This is a genomic window from Psychrobacter sp. JB193 (assembly GCF_002285555.1).
Classification (GTDB): domain Bacteria; phylum Pseudomonadota; class Gammaproteobacteria; order Pseudomonadales; family Moraxellaceae; genus Psychrobacter; species Psychrobacter alimentarius.
In genome coordinates this window covers 1,036,032-1,053,289 of record NZ_NRGY01000002.1, presented here as the reverse complement: position 1 = coordinate 1,053,289, position 17,258 = coordinate 1,036,032, and the positions used below count along the sequence as shown (strand labels likewise).

At 41.8% G+C, this 17,258-nt stretch carries 15 protein-coding genes; 14 read left to right on the top strand and 1 reads right to left on the bottom strand.

All coding sequences use genetic code 11. From position 1 onward, the window contains the following. The first annotated feature begins 268 nt into the window (after positions 1 to 268). The gene (ccoG, locus tag CIK80_RS12520; RefSeq protein WP_062844989.1) at positions 269 to 1,678 is read left to right on the top strand and encodes a cytochrome c oxidase accessory protein CcoG; all 1,410 of its coding nucleotides are present in this window, start codon (positions 269 to 271) and stop codon (positions 1,676 to 1,678) included. Positions 1,679 to 1,807: 129 nt separating this feature from the next. Continuing rightward, a complete protein-coding gene (locus tag CIK80_RS12515; RefSeq protein WP_062844990.1) occupies positions 1,808 to 2,389 on the top strand; it encodes a FixH family protein in 582 nt (193 codons plus the stop codon). A 100-nt stretch (positions 2,390 to 2,489) separates the two neighbouring features. Here CIK80_RS12515 and ttcA read toward each other — a convergent pair whose 3' ends face one another. Next, a complete protein-coding gene (ttcA, locus tag CIK80_RS12510) occupies positions 2,490 to 3,644 on the bottom strand; it encodes a tRNA 2-thiocytidine(32) synthetase TtcA (RefSeq protein WP_062844991.1) in 1,155 nt (384 codons plus the stop codon). A 384-nt stretch (positions 3,645 to 4,028) separates the two neighbouring features. On the opposite strand from ttcA, the gene queC reads away from it, so the two are divergent. The 12 genes from queC (at position 4,029) to CIK80_RS12445 (ending at position 17,243) form a co-directional block, all read left to right on the top strand. After that, positions 4,029 to 4,808: a 7-cyano-7-deazaguanine synthase QueC gene (gene queC, locus CIK80_RS12505; RefSeq protein ID WP_062844992.1), complete on the top strand. Its 780-nt coding sequence runs from the start codon at positions 4,029 to 4,031 to the stop codon at positions 4,806 to 4,808. A 234-nt stretch (positions 4,809 to 5,042) separates the two neighbouring features. Continuing rightward, positions 5,043 to 5,372: a hypothetical protein gene (locus tag CIK80_RS12500; protein WP_062844993.1), complete on the top strand. Its 330-nt coding sequence runs from the start codon at positions 5,043 to 5,045 to the stop codon at positions 5,370 to 5,372. Positions 5,373 to 5,537: 165 nt separating this feature from the next. Further along, positions 5,538 to 6,047 carry a peroxiredoxin gene (locus CIK80_RS12490; protein WP_062844994.1) on the top strand — a complete coding sequence of 170 codons (510 nt, stop codon included), beginning with the start codon at positions 5,538 to 5,540 and terminating at the stop codon, positions 6,045 to 6,047. 112 nt (positions 6,048 to 6,159) lie between these two features. After that, positions 6,160 to 7,653 carry a dihydrolipoyl dehydrogenase gene (locus tag CIK80_RS12485; RefSeq protein ID WP_062844995.1) on the top strand — a complete coding sequence of 498 codons (1,494 nt, stop codon included), beginning with the start codon at positions 6,160 to 6,162 and terminating at the stop codon, positions 7,651 to 7,653. 119 nt (positions 7,654 to 7,772) lie between these two features. Then, entirely contained in the window at positions 7,773 to 8,960 is a 1,188-nt protein-coding gene (locus CIK80_RS12480) for a mechanosensitive ion channel family protein (protein WP_062844996.1), read from the top strand. Positions 8,961 to 9,128: 168 nt separating this feature from the next. Next, a complete protein-coding gene (rlmKL, locus tag CIK80_RS12475; RefSeq protein ID WP_095570244.1) occupies positions 9,129 to 11,435 on the top strand; it encodes a bifunctional 23S rRNA (guanine(2069)-N(7))-methyltransferase RlmK/23S rRNA (guanine(2445)-N(2))-methyltransferase RlmL in 2,307 nt (768 codons plus the stop codon). 275 nt (positions 11,436 to 11,710) lie between these two features. After that, on the top strand, positions 11,711 to 12,286 hold the full coding sequence (locus CIK80_RS12470; protein ID WP_062844998.1) for a TerD family protein: 576 nt from the start codon (positions 11,711 to 11,713) through the stop codon (positions 12,284 to 12,286). A gap of 191 nt (positions 12,287 to 12,477) precedes the next feature. Continuing rightward, on the top strand, positions 12,478 to 13,551 hold the full coding sequence (locus CIK80_RS12465) for a DUF475 domain-containing protein (RefSeq protein WP_095570243.1): 1,074 nt from the start codon (positions 12,478 to 12,480) through the stop codon (positions 13,549 to 13,551). Positions 13,552 to 13,798: 247 nt separating this feature from the next. Further along, a complete protein-coding gene (locus CIK80_RS12460; protein ID WP_062845000.1) occupies positions 13,799 to 14,719 on the top strand; it encodes a glutaminase in 921 nt (306 codons plus the stop codon). A 309-nt stretch (positions 14,720 to 15,028) separates the two neighbouring features. After that, the gene (locus tag CIK80_RS12455; protein ID WP_062845001.1) at positions 15,029 to 15,604 is read left to right on the top strand and encodes a TerD family protein; all 576 of its coding nucleotides are present in this window, start codon (positions 15,029 to 15,031) and stop codon (positions 15,602 to 15,604) included. Between the two features lie 179 nt (positions 15,605 to 15,783). After that, positions 15,784 to 16,536 carry a TIGR00266 family protein gene (locus CIK80_RS12450; RefSeq protein ID WP_062845002.1) on the top strand — a complete coding sequence of 251 codons (753 nt, stop codon included), beginning with the start codon at positions 15,784 to 15,786 and terminating at the stop codon, positions 16,534 to 16,536. A 98-nt stretch (positions 16,537 to 16,634) separates the two neighbouring features. Next, positions 16,635 to 17,243 (top strand): TerD family protein, encoded by a 609-nt coding sequence (locus CIK80_RS12445; protein WP_095570242.1) that lies wholly within the window; start codon positions 16,635 to 16,637, stop codon positions 17,241 to 17,243. Positions 17,244 to 17,258: the final 15 nt, after the last annotated feature.

The following is a 17,258-nucleotide window of genomic DNA, read 5'->3' as shown; positions in this document are numbered from 1 at the left end:
TTTTAAGATCATTACCCCATTTATAGTAGGGATAATGTTAAAATAACGGCATTTTAAATTGTCCTATAAGTTACTGATCTTCATCGTCATTATTGATTTTTATTAAGCCATTTATTCGCAATCGATTTTTAGTAGTGGATCTGGACTGTATTTCTGTTTTATCCGCCGCTTACTGACATGGATAACATCACACATTCATACATCTGATTAGTACAGGTGTTTGTTCATCATGCCAGCAAACTGATTCTTTTTTAAAAGAGGCACGTTTATGTCAGCACAACACTCTAATAAAATTCCTGTGCAACAAGTAGATCTTGATGCAACCAAGCATCGTGTTCACCCTAGGTTTGTTAAAGGTTTTTATCAGAATATTCGGGTTATTACCATGTATGCGCTTTTGGCTGCTTTTTTGCTTTTGCCATGGCTACGTTACAATGATCGGCAAGCAATATGGTTTGATGTGCCTTCACAGCATTACTATATCTTTGGCATGACCTTTTTGACTCAAGACTTTTATTTCATCGCTATATTTGCAATTATTGCAGCCTTTACTTTATTCGTGGTGACCGTTTATGCAGGCCGTGTTTGGTGTGGCTATGCGTGTCCGCAAACGATTTGGACACATCTGTATCAATATGTTGAAAAGTGGGTGATTGGCGATCGCAATAAGAGAATTAAGTTTGATAAAGCACCAATGAGTGCGACAAAAGTTTTTAAGCGCTCTTTGGTATATTTTATCTGGTTTCTGTTTTCAGTGATTACAGCAGCAACCTTTGTCAGCTACGTTGCTGGAACAGATTATCTGTATCAAAGCTGGCAAATGATTGGTGTGGTGCCAATCCCAGATTGGCCGACATGGATCTGGGTTTCGATGTTTATCTTTACGTTTGCAACCTATGCCAACGCTGGCTACATGCGTGAGCAAATGTGTATTCAGATCTGTCCTTATGGGCGCTTCCAAAGTGTGATGTTCGATAAAGACACCTTAGTTGTATCTTATGACTATGAGCGCGGTGAGCCTCGAGGTGCTCGCAAAAAAGGCACAAATCCTGAAGATTTAGGCGACTGTATTGAATGTCAGATGTGTGTTCAGGTCTGTCCAACAGGTATTGATATTCGAGATGGTCTACAAGTTGGGTGTATCCAATGTGCAGCCTGTATTGATGCCTGTAATGAAATTATGGATAAAGTTGGCTATCCCCGTGGACTGATTCGCTATACTACAGAGCGTCAATTGGCGGAAAAAGAACCCAGCCGAGTGTTGCGTCCGCGATTGTTTGCCTATCTGGCACTATTGGGGATATTGTGTGGTGGCATTATCTATGCGCTAACCGATCGTGTTCCATTAGAGATTGATATTCGTCGTGACCGCAATCAGCTGTCCTCTGTAAACACGCAAGGCATGATCGAAAATAGCTATATCGTTAAACTGACTAATAAGACGCAGGATGCTCATAATTATAAAATTACGCTTGCCCCACAAGAGGGTTTGAGTTTAGAGTTACGGTTTAATGATGTACCATTAGAAGCAGGCGAAAGCTTTGATATGCCTGTCAGTATTTATGGTGATCCTGATGTTATTGAATTTGGTCAAACACCCATTACTCTAAATGTGACCAGCGAAGATGGTCAGTACAAAGTCAGCAAACAAAACGTTTTCACCACTCAAGGCCAGTAATTTTAAGATATTAGCTACTTAGGTTCTTATATGTCCTCCATTAATCTAAAATGAATGGAGGACTTATTTATCATTAACTGGCAGCATACTGCCGTCAGATTATCCGTTGATACAGTTAATAGGTATTTTATGTCTACTCCAATATCGAACTTTAAACATCAAGATTCTCAGCCATGGTATAAAAACTACATGGTTGTCATCTTTGTCATTGGCATGCCTGCATTTGTGGTGGTCGCTTGCATTTGGTTTGTTTATTACTCTTACCAGATTCGTGACAGTGTAGTACGTGATGATTGGTATATGGATGGAAAGACTCTTTATCAGGATGTATCACGTGATAAGCTTACGTACGATTTAGACCTGCATGGTAAAATGCAGTTTTCAGACAATGGGAATGTGGTTTTTTATTTGGATTATCCTAAGCAAAGCTTACAATCAGGTAAATTGTTAGATGGGACACCGCTCGTGTATCCAAAAGAGCTGGCGTTGTCTATCTCACATGCCACTGATATCAAAAAAGATCGCGATGTGGTGTTACAGCATGAGGATGGTAATAAATACAGTGCACAAGTAGATATCGATCCTGTCAAAGCCAAATACTACTTACAAGTCAGTCATGATGGTAAGGAAGACTGGCGTATGCAAGATGTGGCCAAACTGCCTCGCTCGGAGGTTAGTTTCAGCCCACTACCTGTTTTTGCAGAAAGCTAATTTTATTTGTCATGCCCAATAGCATCATAAAAACCAGCCATTGCTTATCAATGGCTGGTTTTTTTGTTCTTGAACCTTTTATTACAATGAGAGTGCAATCTTATAGAACAGGATTGATTGTAGGTATTTTTTGCATAGTACGATTGTGCTCTGCTACTTTTTCTGTACCTGTCGAAAGCTGGTCGTTACTGTTGTCACTCGCGAACTTTGGGTTAAAAGTTTGTGTTTTTGGCGACACTGGCAAGCCAATCTCGGCCAAACTATCGGTCTGCCCTGCTTGAATGTTATCACCTTCAAAGACGCGCTCGTTGTCATCACGCTCAAGACTTAATCGCTCGAAGTCAAATAACTCACGGTCCGCGAGCTGAGACGGTGCTACGTTTTGCATGGCTTTAAAAATAGAGGCCAAACGCTGTGGGTGGGCATTGTCCCACTCTCTCAACATGTCATTGATGATGGCACGTTGTAGATTGGTCTGGCTACCACAGAGATTGCAAGGGATGATAGGAAACGCTTTTAAACGCGCATACTCAATGATGTCTTTTTCTTCAACATACGCCAACGGACGGATAAGCAGATTTTGCTTATCATCACTGAGTAGCTTAGGCGGCATCGACTTGAGCGCTCCACCATGAAACAAATTCAAAAAGAAGGTGGCGAGCATATCGTCTCGGTGATGACCCAGTGCAATTTTGGTGGCACCGATTTGTTTGGCAAAACCATACAAAGAGCCGCGACGCAGACGCGAACATGCTGAGCAATAAGTTTTGCCTTCTGGTACCACGCTTTTTACGATGCTATAAGTGTCTTTTTCTAAGATATAGTGGGCAATACCTTGCTCATTTAAATACGCAGGCAAGATATCTTCAGGATATCCAGGTTGTTTTTGGTCAAGATTGACAGCGACGATATCAAAGCTTATTGGTGCAATACGCTTCAACAACAATAAAATATCGAGCAACGTATAACTGTCTTTTCCACCTGAGACACAGACCATCACCACATCGCCATCTTCAATCATATTGAAGTCACGAATTGCCCAAGAGACTTGTCTACGTAGCTTTTTCTGTAACTTACGAAACTGAGCAGATTCAGGAGAGGTTGTCTGCCCTTCTATAAGCGCTTCTTCACTCATATCATCAGCGGCATCATCATAGTCCACGCCCTCATTCTCAATTATTGTGGCATGATTATCTAAGCCGGTATCATCAAGCTCAGGCGTGATCTGTGGCGTAAACAAGGTCGCTGCGGTCATAAATTACTCAATATCTTTACAATGATGGTTTTGCTGTTAGACCATTTGCTAAAAAGCGGGGTCATAGTGCCATTAGCAAAAAGGGATTAGCATGGAGGTTCTGAAAGCAGCGATTATAACAAATATTGTTAATAGTTTGAAAATATGACATTAAATTATGAAGTTAAATACCAAATTGCCTTGGTCGTTTGACCTTTTTATATACAAAATTTTTATGCCTATATAGTGTTTTATTGCTTTATGTTTTCTTTTGAGAGAGTTGACACGGTCAAGACAATCCACGCGCTTTATATTTGATACTGTTTTTATCATAGCCTCATGGTTCTGTAATGAGGGTATTTTTGCTAAAATACCCGTTTTCGTAAACCAATAATAGATACCACTATGACAAACGCTACTACGCAGGACACTTCTATCAATCCAATCTCTGATGCCAACGTATCTGACCTTCATAAGCGTCAGAACGCTGTTGTCCTACTGTCAGGCGGACTTGATTCAGTCACTTGTTTGTATTGGGCTAAGGCGCGTTATGCCTCTGTCACTGCGGTCAGCTTCAATTACGGTCAGCGTCACAATAGCGAGCTTGTAGCAGCAAAGGCCATCGCAGAAGCAGCTGAGGTCAATCATAGAATAATCGATATTGATATTGCTCAGCTGGGTGGCTCTTCATTGACCGATCACAGCATGATCGTACCTGATGGCGATGCCGATAAGTTCCCCAATAAAAAGCACGATGAGATTGATAACGACGCCATACCCAACACTTATGTGCCAGCGCGTAATACCATCTTTTTGTCTTATGCATTGGCAGTTGCCGAAGTGACGGATGCAAATCACATTGTTATCGGGGTCAGTTCAGTCGACTACTCTGGATATCCTGACTGCCGCCCAGAATACATTGCAGCCTTCGAGCACATGGCAAATCTTGCCACCAAAGCTGGGGTCACTGGTCACCACTTGTCTATTCAAACTCCTCTACAGCAGTTGTCAAAAGCTCAAACTATTGAGCTTGGTTTGTCGTTAGGTGTTGATTATGGTCAAACGATTTCTTGTTACCGCGCAGATGCCAGCGGTCTTGCGTGCGGTGTCTGTGACAGCTGTGCATTACGCCGTCAGGGATTCGCCCAAGCAGGCGTTGCCGATCCCACTCACTATCAAGCTTAATAATCATTAGAATAGCGATTATGATTAAACAGTGATAGTAAACACTAGCGAAACATTTACTTGCATTAACACAGCAAGCTGCCGTTGTATTTTAATCGCTATACTTGCTATGGTATGAGCGCTTGCACGTATCAATATTTACTTATCATGCAATGAAGCATTCGCATACGAGTGACCTGACTCTAACTTGAGTACAAGATTTAAGAAATTGACACCACCTTTAAGAGGACGTTTATGAAGTTTTTGCCGATGTTACCCCTAGCCCTAGCAGCGATGTTTGTGATTCCACAAGCAAACGCTGCTGATATTAAACAAAACAATATCAATACTTGCGTTAATGGTGCGGTCAAATACAAAGTCGCTGATAAAGGCAATGCGACTAAATTGTGTAGCTGTACTATCGGCGTTCGAAGCAATATGACTATTGGTCAAATGTGGGAAATCGAAAGCTACGCGCAAGACAAAAAAGACCCTTCAAACTTGCCTTATGTGAAAAAAATGCAAAAAGACTTGCAGCAGTGCACAGTAGGCTTGGATTTAAAAGAGCCACAAAAACCTGCTTAACCCATCATGAGGTTGATATACAAAAGACTGGCTATTGCCAGTCTTTTTTGTTGCCAATACAGAAACAAAGTGTAAAACTCATCATTAATTGCTGCAAATCTGCCTATAATAAGATATCTATAAATATACCAATCACATATAAACAAAACCAATAAGGAATCTACAATGGCAAAGCCAACCACAGAAGACATCACGTTACCAACCTTTCCTGTCACCATGGTAAGAGAATTGGATGGACATTTTATTCATGATGAGATTAGTTTAAAAGAGATGGTCGCCAATACCAATAAAGGCCTTATCCTTTATTTTTATCCCAAAGACAATACGCCAGGCTGTACCACGCAAGCGACAGAATTTACAGCTCAGCTGAACGAGTTTGATGATTTAGGCTACGATATTATTGGCGTATCACGTGACAGCGTAGAATCACACGAAAAATTTATTGCAAAGCAAGATTTACAAATCGCGCTTATCAGCGATACTGATGAAAAGTTATGCCAATACTTTGATGTGATCAAAGAGAAAAACATGTATGGCAATATCACATTAGGGCTGGTACGTTCGGCCTTTGTTTTTAATACCGAAGGTAAGCTCACTCATGCTCAACGAAACCTACGTGCTAAAGGCTACACCGAGCGTTTGCTTGAAACATTGACCACTTCATCACAAAACTAAAACCATACCTGATAAAAAAATTATGAAATGGCTGTGAACAAACGTTATGATAAAAATCTAGGACCAAATAATAAAGACATTCCTTACTAATAAAACATTACTTGAGAATAATATGAATAAACCGTCTAGCGTTTCTGCTGATAATGCCTCATCCAAAGTCACTCGTAAGGTCTCTGTGGCTATTATTGGCGCTGGTACAGCTGGTCAAAATGCCTTTCGCCAAGCCAGTAAAATGTTCGATGATGTCGTCATTATCAATGAAGGATTTTGGACAACCACCTGTATCGCTGTCGGCTGTATGCCTAGTAAGCTACTGATTGCAGCCGCTGATCGTGCCCATGATGCCAACCATTCTACAGAATTTGGTATTCATACCACCACTCAGATAGATGGCAAGCAAGTCATGCAGCGCGTGCGTGATGAGCGCAGTCATTTTGCTAGTTATATCAAAAAACAAGTAGACAGTTGGCCGGATGATAAAAAAATTGCCGGCCATGCTCATATCAACGAGCAGGGTTTGATTGAAGTCAACGACGAATTGATTGAGGCCAGTCAAATTATCGTTGCCACTGGCAGCTCGCCTTTTATTCCAGAGGGTTGGGCCGATAAGCTTGGCGATACACTTCTAACTTCTAATACTGTGTTTGAGCTGGCAGATTTGCCAAAGTCACTGGCAGTAATCGGCGCAGGCTCAATAGGACTTGAACTCGCACAAGCATTCAAACGTTTGGGCGTAGACGTCACTTTATTCAATCGAGAAAAACGCGTTGCTGGTCTTAAAGATGATGACATTAATAACAAAGCCATTGATTGTTTAAGTAGTCAATTGACCATGCATTTGGGCAGTAAAATTAACGAGGTTGGTCATAATACTATTGAAAATGAAGGGACTGCTGCATTTATTGATTATGAAGACAGTGCTGGTGAGTTACAGCAATGGCAAGGTGAATATGTACTGGTCGCAACAGGCCGTCGCAACAACATAAAACAGCTAGGCATTGAACATCTGGGCGTTGAGCTTGATGACAAAAACCGTCCTAAAGATCTGAGCAAAAAAACAGGTCAGATTGGTGATCTGAATGTCTATATCGTTGGTGATGCCAATGCTCATATCCCATTGCTACATGTTGCTAGTGATGAAGGCTATAGTGCGGGCAGTATGGTCTGCAAAAATAATGAAGACGCTTATATTCGCCCTCCTGCGATACCTTTCTCTATCGTTTTTTGCTCTCCACAAATTGTTAACGTTGGCAAATCGCTTCCAGAAATCCAACAAGATCCAGACCTAAAATACGTCGTGGGTAGCGTCAGTTTTGATAATCAAGGTCGTAGTCGTGTCATGGGCGTCAACTGTGGTCTATTGCATATTTACGGCTGTAAAAAAACCGACAGAGTATTAGGGGCGAGCATGGTTGGGCCTGATGCCGAGTACATTGGACATATTTTAGCAACAGCGATTACCAATGATTTGAGTGTCAAAGACCTGTTAAATACGCCTTTTTACCATCCTACGATACTAGAAGGTCTAAGAACCGCATTACAAGATGTCCAGCATAAAATGGAAATTCCCTATCAGTTTCATGACACCCAAGAAAATAACTTTTAATAATAAGGTTAGCAATAAGAGAACCGATACATTTAGTATTAGATGTATTCAATAGTAATCGTCACTCAGGTTACCTGCTTAACAACCTAATGCCATTCACATACCGCATGGACTGAACAATGCAAATTGCTAGTATTAAGGATTTTTTTGAAGAGATTGTTAATGATCTCCATACTAGCCTTTATCTTGGACTTGGCGGTTCTATAGAAGAGGAAACGTTTGATTGGAAATCCCAAGCGGTTGAGCTGACCAGTACTGGTATAAAAATCCTAATACTGCTTGCCATATTGGGATTTTTTTATTGGCTCACGGTTTATATGGTTAAGCAAAGTAGAACAAAAATTCGGCTAAATGAGCGACGTACCAAAATTGTGCGCTCAGTGCTGCGCTATATTTGGATCGTCGCCAGTTTTATCGCGATTATGAGTCAAATGAATTTTAAACCAGAAACGATTGAAGCCACAGCAAAAGCAAGCACTTGGGCCGGTATTTATTACGTGCTTTGGGCCACGTCAGGACAAGTTATTCATAGAGTATTGCAGCATTATGGACTCAACGCTTCTATAGAGCAGCTGCTCAAAAATATTTTGTCTGTGTTACTACTGGTACTTGGGCTTGCCAGCGTCATGGCGCAGTTTGGCTTTGATATCGTCTCATTGGTTGCAGGTTTGGGTATTGTCGGATTGGCAGTAGGTTTTGCAGCGCAATCAACGCTTGCCAACTTTATTGCTGGTATCACTATTTTGCTTGAGCAATCCTTTCAGGTTGGCGATTGGATCCATATCAATGAAAATGAAGGCCGCGTGGTACTGATTGCTTTGCGCACGACCCACATTTTGACTCGCGACAACATCACCGTCATTATCCCAAATTCTAATGTTGCTTCATCTGAAGTCATTAATCTGACCTCAAAAAACTTTATACGTTTTGACATTCGTGTCCGCATTGCTTTTGAAGATGATATCGCCACAGCACGTAAAGAGATTTTACAAGTACTCACTGATACTGAGGTGATACTCAGTCGACCTGAACATTCAGCCACCGTGGCAGAAATTGGCGAATATGGCGTGTTCTTTATCGTACGTTTTTGGGTAAAACCTGCTGCTGTTGCTCGCATGCCCATTATTAAAGAGAACTTAAGAGAAGACATCAAACGTGCCTTTGATAATGCAGGTGTTTCTACCCCCTACCCCCATATGCGTTTGCTGATGCCAAGTGAGACCGATCATCCTATCGCCACCAAATCTTTTACGGCTGCAACATCAATGGTTTCAGACGGTGTACCACTGACGAAAAACGATCATTAATGTTATAAACTCATCTTAAATTTTTGACAGTCAATCATTCTCGTATTGAAACGTCTTTTTAAACATAAGCACTTTAGACCATCCTACCCTGAACTATGGTAAAATTACTGGTTAAATCGCCCATTTCATTATTCGCATTTTTTGTCAATTTAGCTCACAGGTATTCGTATGACCGTAACAACCGCAACCGCCACTTCAGCTGCTTCTCCATCAGAGTTGTCGCTTGATCTTATCATCACCTGTGCCGATGGGCTTGAGGCGCCGCTACAGACTGAGCTGACAAGTTTTGGTATTGTAAGCGATATTAAAAGCACGGGGCGTCTGGCGGTCACTGGCACCTTACGTGATCTATATACTATTTGTCTCTGGTCGCGCGTCGCGTCTCGGGTATTGATGCTCATCAAACGTAGAAACATAAATGCCGAATATGATGTGGCTGAACAGATCTATGGTTTGGCAAAATCAGTCAATTGGACTGAGCAATTTAACTTAGAACAAACTTTTGCGATTCGTCTGTCTGTTGATAAACGCGTGGCTGTCAGCCAGCAGTTTGCGATGCTGCGTATCAAAGATGCCGTTGCAGATACGTTTAACGAAGTTTATGACAGTCGTCCTAATGTAGACAGTAAAAATCCAGACTTTTCCATTTTTGCAACGGTAAATGACAAACAAGCCGAGCTGTATTTGGATTTGTCAGGAACCAGTTTGCATCGCCGTGGCTACCGTGTGGCAATGACTGAAGCGCCTTTGAAGGAAAACCTGGCAGCGGCTCTACTCTATAGCGCAGGCTGGCATCAGAAAAACGAAGCAGGCAACGCGCCTTTTTACGATGCGCTTGTTGATCCGATGTGTGGTTCTGGCACCTTTATTATCGAAGCCCTACTCATGCATTGTGATTATGCAGTGGGTATTGATAAAGCTTCCAATCAATTTGGTTTTTATCAATGGCAGCATCATGATGATGCGTTATGGCAAGAGATGATTGATGATGCGCAGATGCGTTTTCGTGAAGCATTAGAAATTGCTAATGAGCAACCAGATACCCTACCTTTAATCTTGGGATTTGATGCAGATAGCGGCGCGATTGTGGCAACTGAAAAAAACCTCATCGCCGCAGGCTTGCAAGACTTATTACCCCTACTCGATATTGAAACGCGTGCATTGGATCAGCTTAGTGGTGTCCTAAAACCCTTGGTTGATGATGGTAGAATGAGTAATCCACTCGTCATTACCAATCCTCCTTATGGAGAGCGTTTGGGTGACGAAGAGATGATCAAGCCGTTGTATCACGCATTGGGTCTGATTTTGCAAGACAGTTTTGCGGCGAGTGATATCAATCCAATGGTTGGCATATTGGCGTCCAATGTCGAACAAGTTGATATATTGCCAATTAAGGAACCGAAAACCTTGCGCTGTCACAATGGTGCTATCACGGTTTACTTCCGTTACGGTACTTTAATCGCTGGGCAAACAGGCAACCTTGTGAGCCACTTTGAGAAACATGAGATTGACGTGGAAGATGGACAAGACTTCGTCAATCGGTTGCAAAAAAACCTGACCAAACTTAAAAAACTTGCCAAAAAAGACAACGTCAGCAATATTCGCGTCTACGATGCTGATTTGCCTGATTTCAAAGTGGCCATCGATTTATACGGTGATTACGCTCACGTACAAGAGTATGCGCCGCCCAAAACGATTCCACCAGAAACTGCTAAAAAACGCTTTAATTTGGCATTGATGGGTATTCGTGAAGTGTTTGGCATCAACCGTGAACAAATCTTTATCAAAACACGGGCGCGCCAATCTGGTAATGATCAGTATAGCAAACAGGGCAATACTGAGAAGCGTGGTAAATTTTATGTTGCGCGTGAAGACGGCGCTTATCTTTACGTTAATTTTACCGATTATCTCGATACGGGTTTGTTCATTGACCATCGTAATATGCGTGCACGTATCAAAGATAACAGTCGCGGCAAATCCGTATTAAATCTATTTGCTTATACGTGTACAGCGAGTGTGCATGCTGCTTTGGCGGGCGCCAAAAAAGTGACCAGTGTTGATCTGTCACAAAACTACCTAGACTGGGGCAAACAAAACTTTGTACTCAATGGTCTGGATGTCAGTCGCAATAAGTACCAGTTCGTTGCCGCTGATATCTTTGAATGGATCAAAGACAATACTGAGCAATTTGACATTATCTTTATTGATCCACCCACTTTTTCGAACTCTAAAAAGTTCCAAGGTACCTTTGACGTACAGCGTGATCATGCGGCCCTTATCAACCGTGCGATGAATCGTCTAACATCTGATGGTGTCTTGTATTTCTCTAATAACTTTACTCGGTTTGAGTTAGATGAGCAGTTGACCCAGCGCTACGATATTATCGATATCACACAAAAAACGATCGGGTTTGATTTCAATATCAAAAAACCCATCCATCAGAGTTTTGAGATTCGTCATCGCCAAAGCCTGTAAGCGACCACTTAGCTTTAAGTAATTACTTAATAATCAAAGCATAGTGACCATTAAAATTGTCTTTAAAGTATAAACAGTACCTAACACTTTGTTTTTGTGTTCAATTCAGATAAAACATAACAATGACCCAATCAGCTTTGATTGGGTCATTTTTTGTTGTTATGATAGAGCGTCATCAAGTAATGGTCTTGTGTCATTTTTTGCCAAACATTGCTTTTTTCATGATTATAAATGTATTTGAACTTTTCACTGACTCTAATAATAAGGACAATTTCATGGCTTTATCACTTAATAAAGGCGGTAATTTATCGCTAACAAAAACTGACCCAAATTTGACCAAGCTGCTGATCGGTCTTGGCTGGGATGAGCGTGCAACTTCTGGCGCTGAGTTCGATCTCGATGCGAGTGTCTTTTTGCTAAATAATGCAGGCAAAGTACGTGGCGACCATGACTTTATCTTTTATAACCAGTTAAAATCCGATAATGGCTCCGTTGAGCATACAGGTGATAATCGTACTGGCGAAGGCGATGGTGATGATGAAGTCATCAAGGTAAACCTTACTCAAGTACCTGCTGATATCGATAAAATTGTAGTGACGGTAACCATCCATGACGCCGCTACTCGTAATCAGAACTTTGGGCAAGTCGCCAATGCTTTTATCCGTGTGGTTAATGAAGAAACGGGCACTGAAGTCGTACGTTTTGACTTAGCAGAAGATTACTCTGTCGAGACAGCCATGGTATTTGGTGAAGTATATCGTCACAATGGTGAGTGGAAATTCCGTGCCGTCGGTCAAGGATATTCAGGCGGTTTGCAAGCCATGTGTCAGCAGTATGGTGTTGATATCTAAACAAGGGTTTCGCCTTGAAATATAAAACATGTCTAGTTGCAAAATAGTCACAATTATTGATAGCCAAATGGTCAATAATACTTTATGTTTCATCTGAATTTATACATAAAAAGTGGTTAGTGATAACCACTTTTTTATGGCGTGTTTATACTAGACTGACCTTAGCTTTACGCAACCAGACAGGATGTGTCATGAGACATTTTTATTTAGATTTTATCTTCACAGCCATCGCTCTAGCAATAGCAGCGTGGTGGGGATATTCACATGGCGGTATGGGTGGCCTGATAACTACCCTATCCATTACCGCTATTTTGGCCGTTATGGAGATTTCATTATCGTTTGATAATGCGGTGGTCAATGCCTCAGTCCTTAAGGGCTGGGACGAATTTTGGAAAAAGATATTTTTAACCGTTGGTATTTTGATCGCCGTATTCGGTATGCGCTTAGTATTCCCTATTGTCATCGTCGCAGTGACTGCCGATCTTGGCATGATGCAAGTGATTGATTTGGCACTGAATAACCCTGAAGAATATTCAGCCAGATTGATGGCACATCACGCTGAAATTTCAGCCTTTGGTGGTATTTTCTTACTCTTGGTATTCTTAAACTTTATCTTTGATGACAAAGAAGTACATTGGTTCGATTGGCTTGAAAGTCGCTTAGCAAAACTGGGTAAAGTCGATGCCATGAGCGTATTCGTAGCCCTTATTGTCCTGATGATTTCAGTATCTTGGGCGACTGCTGAGCAAGCTGGTGCGGTATTAATTGCAGGCGTTTGGGGTATCCTAGTATATCTGGGGGTGCAAGTAATTTCTGGTATGCTTGAGGGCGATCTTGAAGAAGAACTAGACGCTCAAGGCAATAGTACTGGTGCTGCCACTAGCGCTATCATGAAGGGTGGTATTATCGGTTTCTTATATTTAGAAGTCCTTGATGCTTCGTTCAGTTTTGATGGTGTGATCGGTGCATTTGCTATTACTAACGACGTCATCGTGATTATGCTTGGTCTTGCAATTGGTGCAATGTTTGTGCGTTCAATGACTATTTTCTTAGTAGATAAAGGCACACTTGATGAATTTATCTATCTTGAGCATGGTGCGCATTACGCCATCGGTGCACTTGCCGTTATCATGTTGCTTTCTGTAAAATTCCACGTACCTGAGCTGATTACTGGTCTTATCGGTATCGCCTTTATTGGTTTTGCACTATGGGCATCACTAAAGCACCGCAAGCTCGAAAAAGCTAAAGAAGCCCATTTGAATTAAAACGTATTATTAATACGATACGTCTTATATAAGCAGATTATATCATCAGATATGGTCTGCTTTTTTTTGCATGACTCTACTTCCTTCATGGAGCTGATATTTAAGATACCGATGTCATAAAGCCATTTTTGCTCAAAATGCAAATTTTTCGTCCTTGTGACTCTATATTCGGTTAAAATCGCTGCTTTATCAGTACAATCCTTTATAACACAACCTTCACCAACAGAAATACGGCTATACAACTTATATGCAACAAATTCTTGATGATATTGCCGCACAGATGGCGCTTGAGACTGATCGTGGAAAAGTAGCAGATTATATTCCGCAACTGGCCCACATAGATCCAAATCAATTTGGTATTGCAGTAGCGACACCTGACGGACAAATGTATACAGCAGGTGATGCAAGCACTCTGTTTTCGATCCAAAGTATCTCTAAAATATTCACCCTAACCATTGGTCTTGGCAAGTTGGGCGATGGACTTTGGACACACGTTGGTCGTGAACCATCAGGTGATCCCTTTAATTCAATCGTCATGCTGGAACATGAAACTGGTCGACCGCGCAATCCATTTATTAATGCCGGTGCGATTGCGGTGGTGGATGCGATCATGATGGGTCACGAACCTAGAGAAGTATTGGGTGAGATTCTGCAGTTTGTGCACTTTATTACGGACGATGAGTCCATCCGTTTTGACCACAAAGTGGCAGCGTCCGAGATGGAGCATAAAGACCGTAACGCATCGCTTGCACACTTTATGAAATCCTTTGGTCGTCTCAAGCACGATGTGGATAAGGTGTTGGGTACTTACTTTCATCAATGTTCGATTGCGATGAATTGCCAGCAATTAGCCAGCGCCGGTCTCTATTTAGTCTCTAACGGGGTTGATAAGCACTCAGGGGTACGCGTGATCAACGAGCACCGGGCAAGAAGGATTAACTCGCTAATGATGCTGTGCGGGCATTATGATGGCTCTGGTGAATTTGCCTATCGCGTCGGTTTACCCGGTAAAAGTGGCGTTGGTGGCGGTATTTTGACCATAGCCCCCGGTAAAGGCTCTATCGCTGTCTGGTCGCCAGGGCTTGATCATATCGGAAACTCCAAGCTTGGATTAAAAGCATTAGAGCTGTTCGTAGAAAAAACGGGCTGGTCGGTTTTTTCCGATTAAACATGCTTGGGCCAAGTATTTTTTGATCGTTTAACCTTAACTAATATAAAGAGAGTGTTAAAAAGTATCAGAGATAACCAGCAATTATTTCTCTTAGTAAACATCAATTATGTCTCTTGGTAAACATATAGTAAGCGCACAAAATACGCCTTGCTTAGTCAGCAAACGCTTAGTATAGTAAAGCGTAGTGATATGTAGAGCATGGCATACAGCTAGATGTATTTGCCACTTTTGCTCATAAACACATCATTTTTAGTTTACTTTTTCTATCACTTAATCCACTTAATTATTAATCTAAAGGATCTTTGTATGGCTATCAGTTTAACAAAAGGCGGCAACGTAAATTTATCAAAAGAAGCGCCAGGTTTAACCAATATCACAGTCGGTCTTGGATGGGATCCACGTGCCACTGACGGGCAAGAATTTGACTTAGATGCGATTGGTTTTTTGGTTAATGAAGCAGGCAAAGTACGTAACGACCAAGATTTCATTTTCTTTAATAACCTAAAATCAGATAATGGCGCTGTTGAGCATACTGGCGACAACCGTACTGGTGAAGGTGATGGTGATGACGAAAAAATCAAAATCAATCTTGCTAGTATCCCATCTGATGTCAGCAAAGTTGCAATCTGTGCCATCATCTATGAAGGTCAAGGCCGTAACCAGAACTTTGGTCAAGTTGGCGATGCCTATATCCGTGTCTTAAATGACAATGGCAATGCTGAAATTGCCCGTTACGACTTGTCAGAAGATGGTAGCACTGAAACTGCGATGATATTTGGTGAATTATATCGTCATAACGGCGATTGGAAGTTCCGTGCCGTTGGTCAAGGCTTTAGCGGTGGTCTTGGCCCATTAGCGGCTTCTTACGGTGTGAACGTGTAACGTTTTACCAGCATCATTATTTGCTCATTTAATTGGTACAATCAAATTTTGATTGGATCAAACATAGGCCATCAAGTGTAATCGTTTATACATTTGATGGCTTTTTTAGAATATCGACATATAAAATCATGTGTCATAAGCATACATTTTCAAAGTATTAGAATAAGGACTTGTAAATCATGGCCGCAACATTCAGCTTAATTGGAACCATTGAACCTTTTTTGCATTGCAATCTCAAAAAAGGCGACTCGATCTATTGTGAAGCCAATGCAATGGTAATGATGGAATCAAATCTTGAGCTTAAAGGTAAGTTGCAAGGCGGGTTTATGCAATCATTGATGCGCCGGTTTGCAAACGATGAGTCCTTATTTCAGCAGCAGATCGAAGCGGTTAATGGCGAAGGGGATTGTTTACTTGCGCCAACGCTCGACGGCGACATGCAGATTATTGATGTCGGTGCGCAGCAGTATACCTTGAGTGATGGTGCTTTTGTTGCCGCCCAGACAGGCGTTGATATCAGAGCCAATATTCAGCGTAACTTGGGTGGTGCCGTGTTTGGTGATACTGGCGGCTTTATGGTCATGCAAACACAGGGTCAAGGCCAAGTGGTCGTATCGGGTTTTGGTTCGTTGTTTGAGATTGATGTGACACCAGATAAAGACGTCATTATCGATAATGGACACGTGGTGTGTTGGGACTCAAACCTGGATTATAAGCTGTCTGTGTCCACTAGTAAGAAAAAAGGCATCATGAGCAATATTATCAATTCTGTCACCAGCGGCGAAGGCATGGTATTGAACTTCTCTGGTACGGGTAAAGTCATTATCTGCTCGCGCAATCGAGACAGTTATCAAGGCTGGCTACAAAGCATCTTGGGCACAAGCTCGGGTGGACGCGGTGGTAATAGCGGGTTTTTAAACAATATCTTATAGCGATGTATCCTATAGAACAATAACGCTCTCTAAGACGAAACTGCTTAAAAACAGATGTCATTTAACGATTCATTCATAATTATTATAAGGATTATCTCATGGCGATTAGTTTACAAAAAGGTCAAAAAATCTCTCTCAGCAAAGAAGCTGGCGGCGACCTTACACAGGTAAAGTTGGGTTTGGGTTGGGATGTCGCCCAAGGCCCACAAGATAAAAAAAGTGGGTTTTTGGGAAAATTATTTGGTGGCGGCAGCGGTGGTGATTCTATTGACTTAGACGCCTCTTGCATCATGTTTGATGCGAACAAACAAGCCGTTGATGCGATTTGGTTCAGTCAGCTTACCTCAAAAGACGGCAGTATCGTGCATACTGGCGATAATCGTACGGGTGACGGTGAAGGCGATGATGAAGTCATCAATGTTGACCTATCAAAAATCCCTGCCAATGTTGTGTCGCTTGTTTTTACTGTTAATAGCTTTACTGGTCAGACCTTTGAGACAGTATCGAATGCATTTTGCCGTATTGTCAATGCCAACAACAATGTCGAGGTTGCCCGTTATAATCTATCGGCGCAAGGCAGCCATACGGCAATGATAATGGCAAAAGTGTATCGTCATAACAATGAGTGGAAAATGCATGCAATTGGTGAGACCGCTTCTGGTCGCACCTTCCATGACCTCATGCCTGCCATCACACCGCACGCTTAACTGTTTATCCTGAAC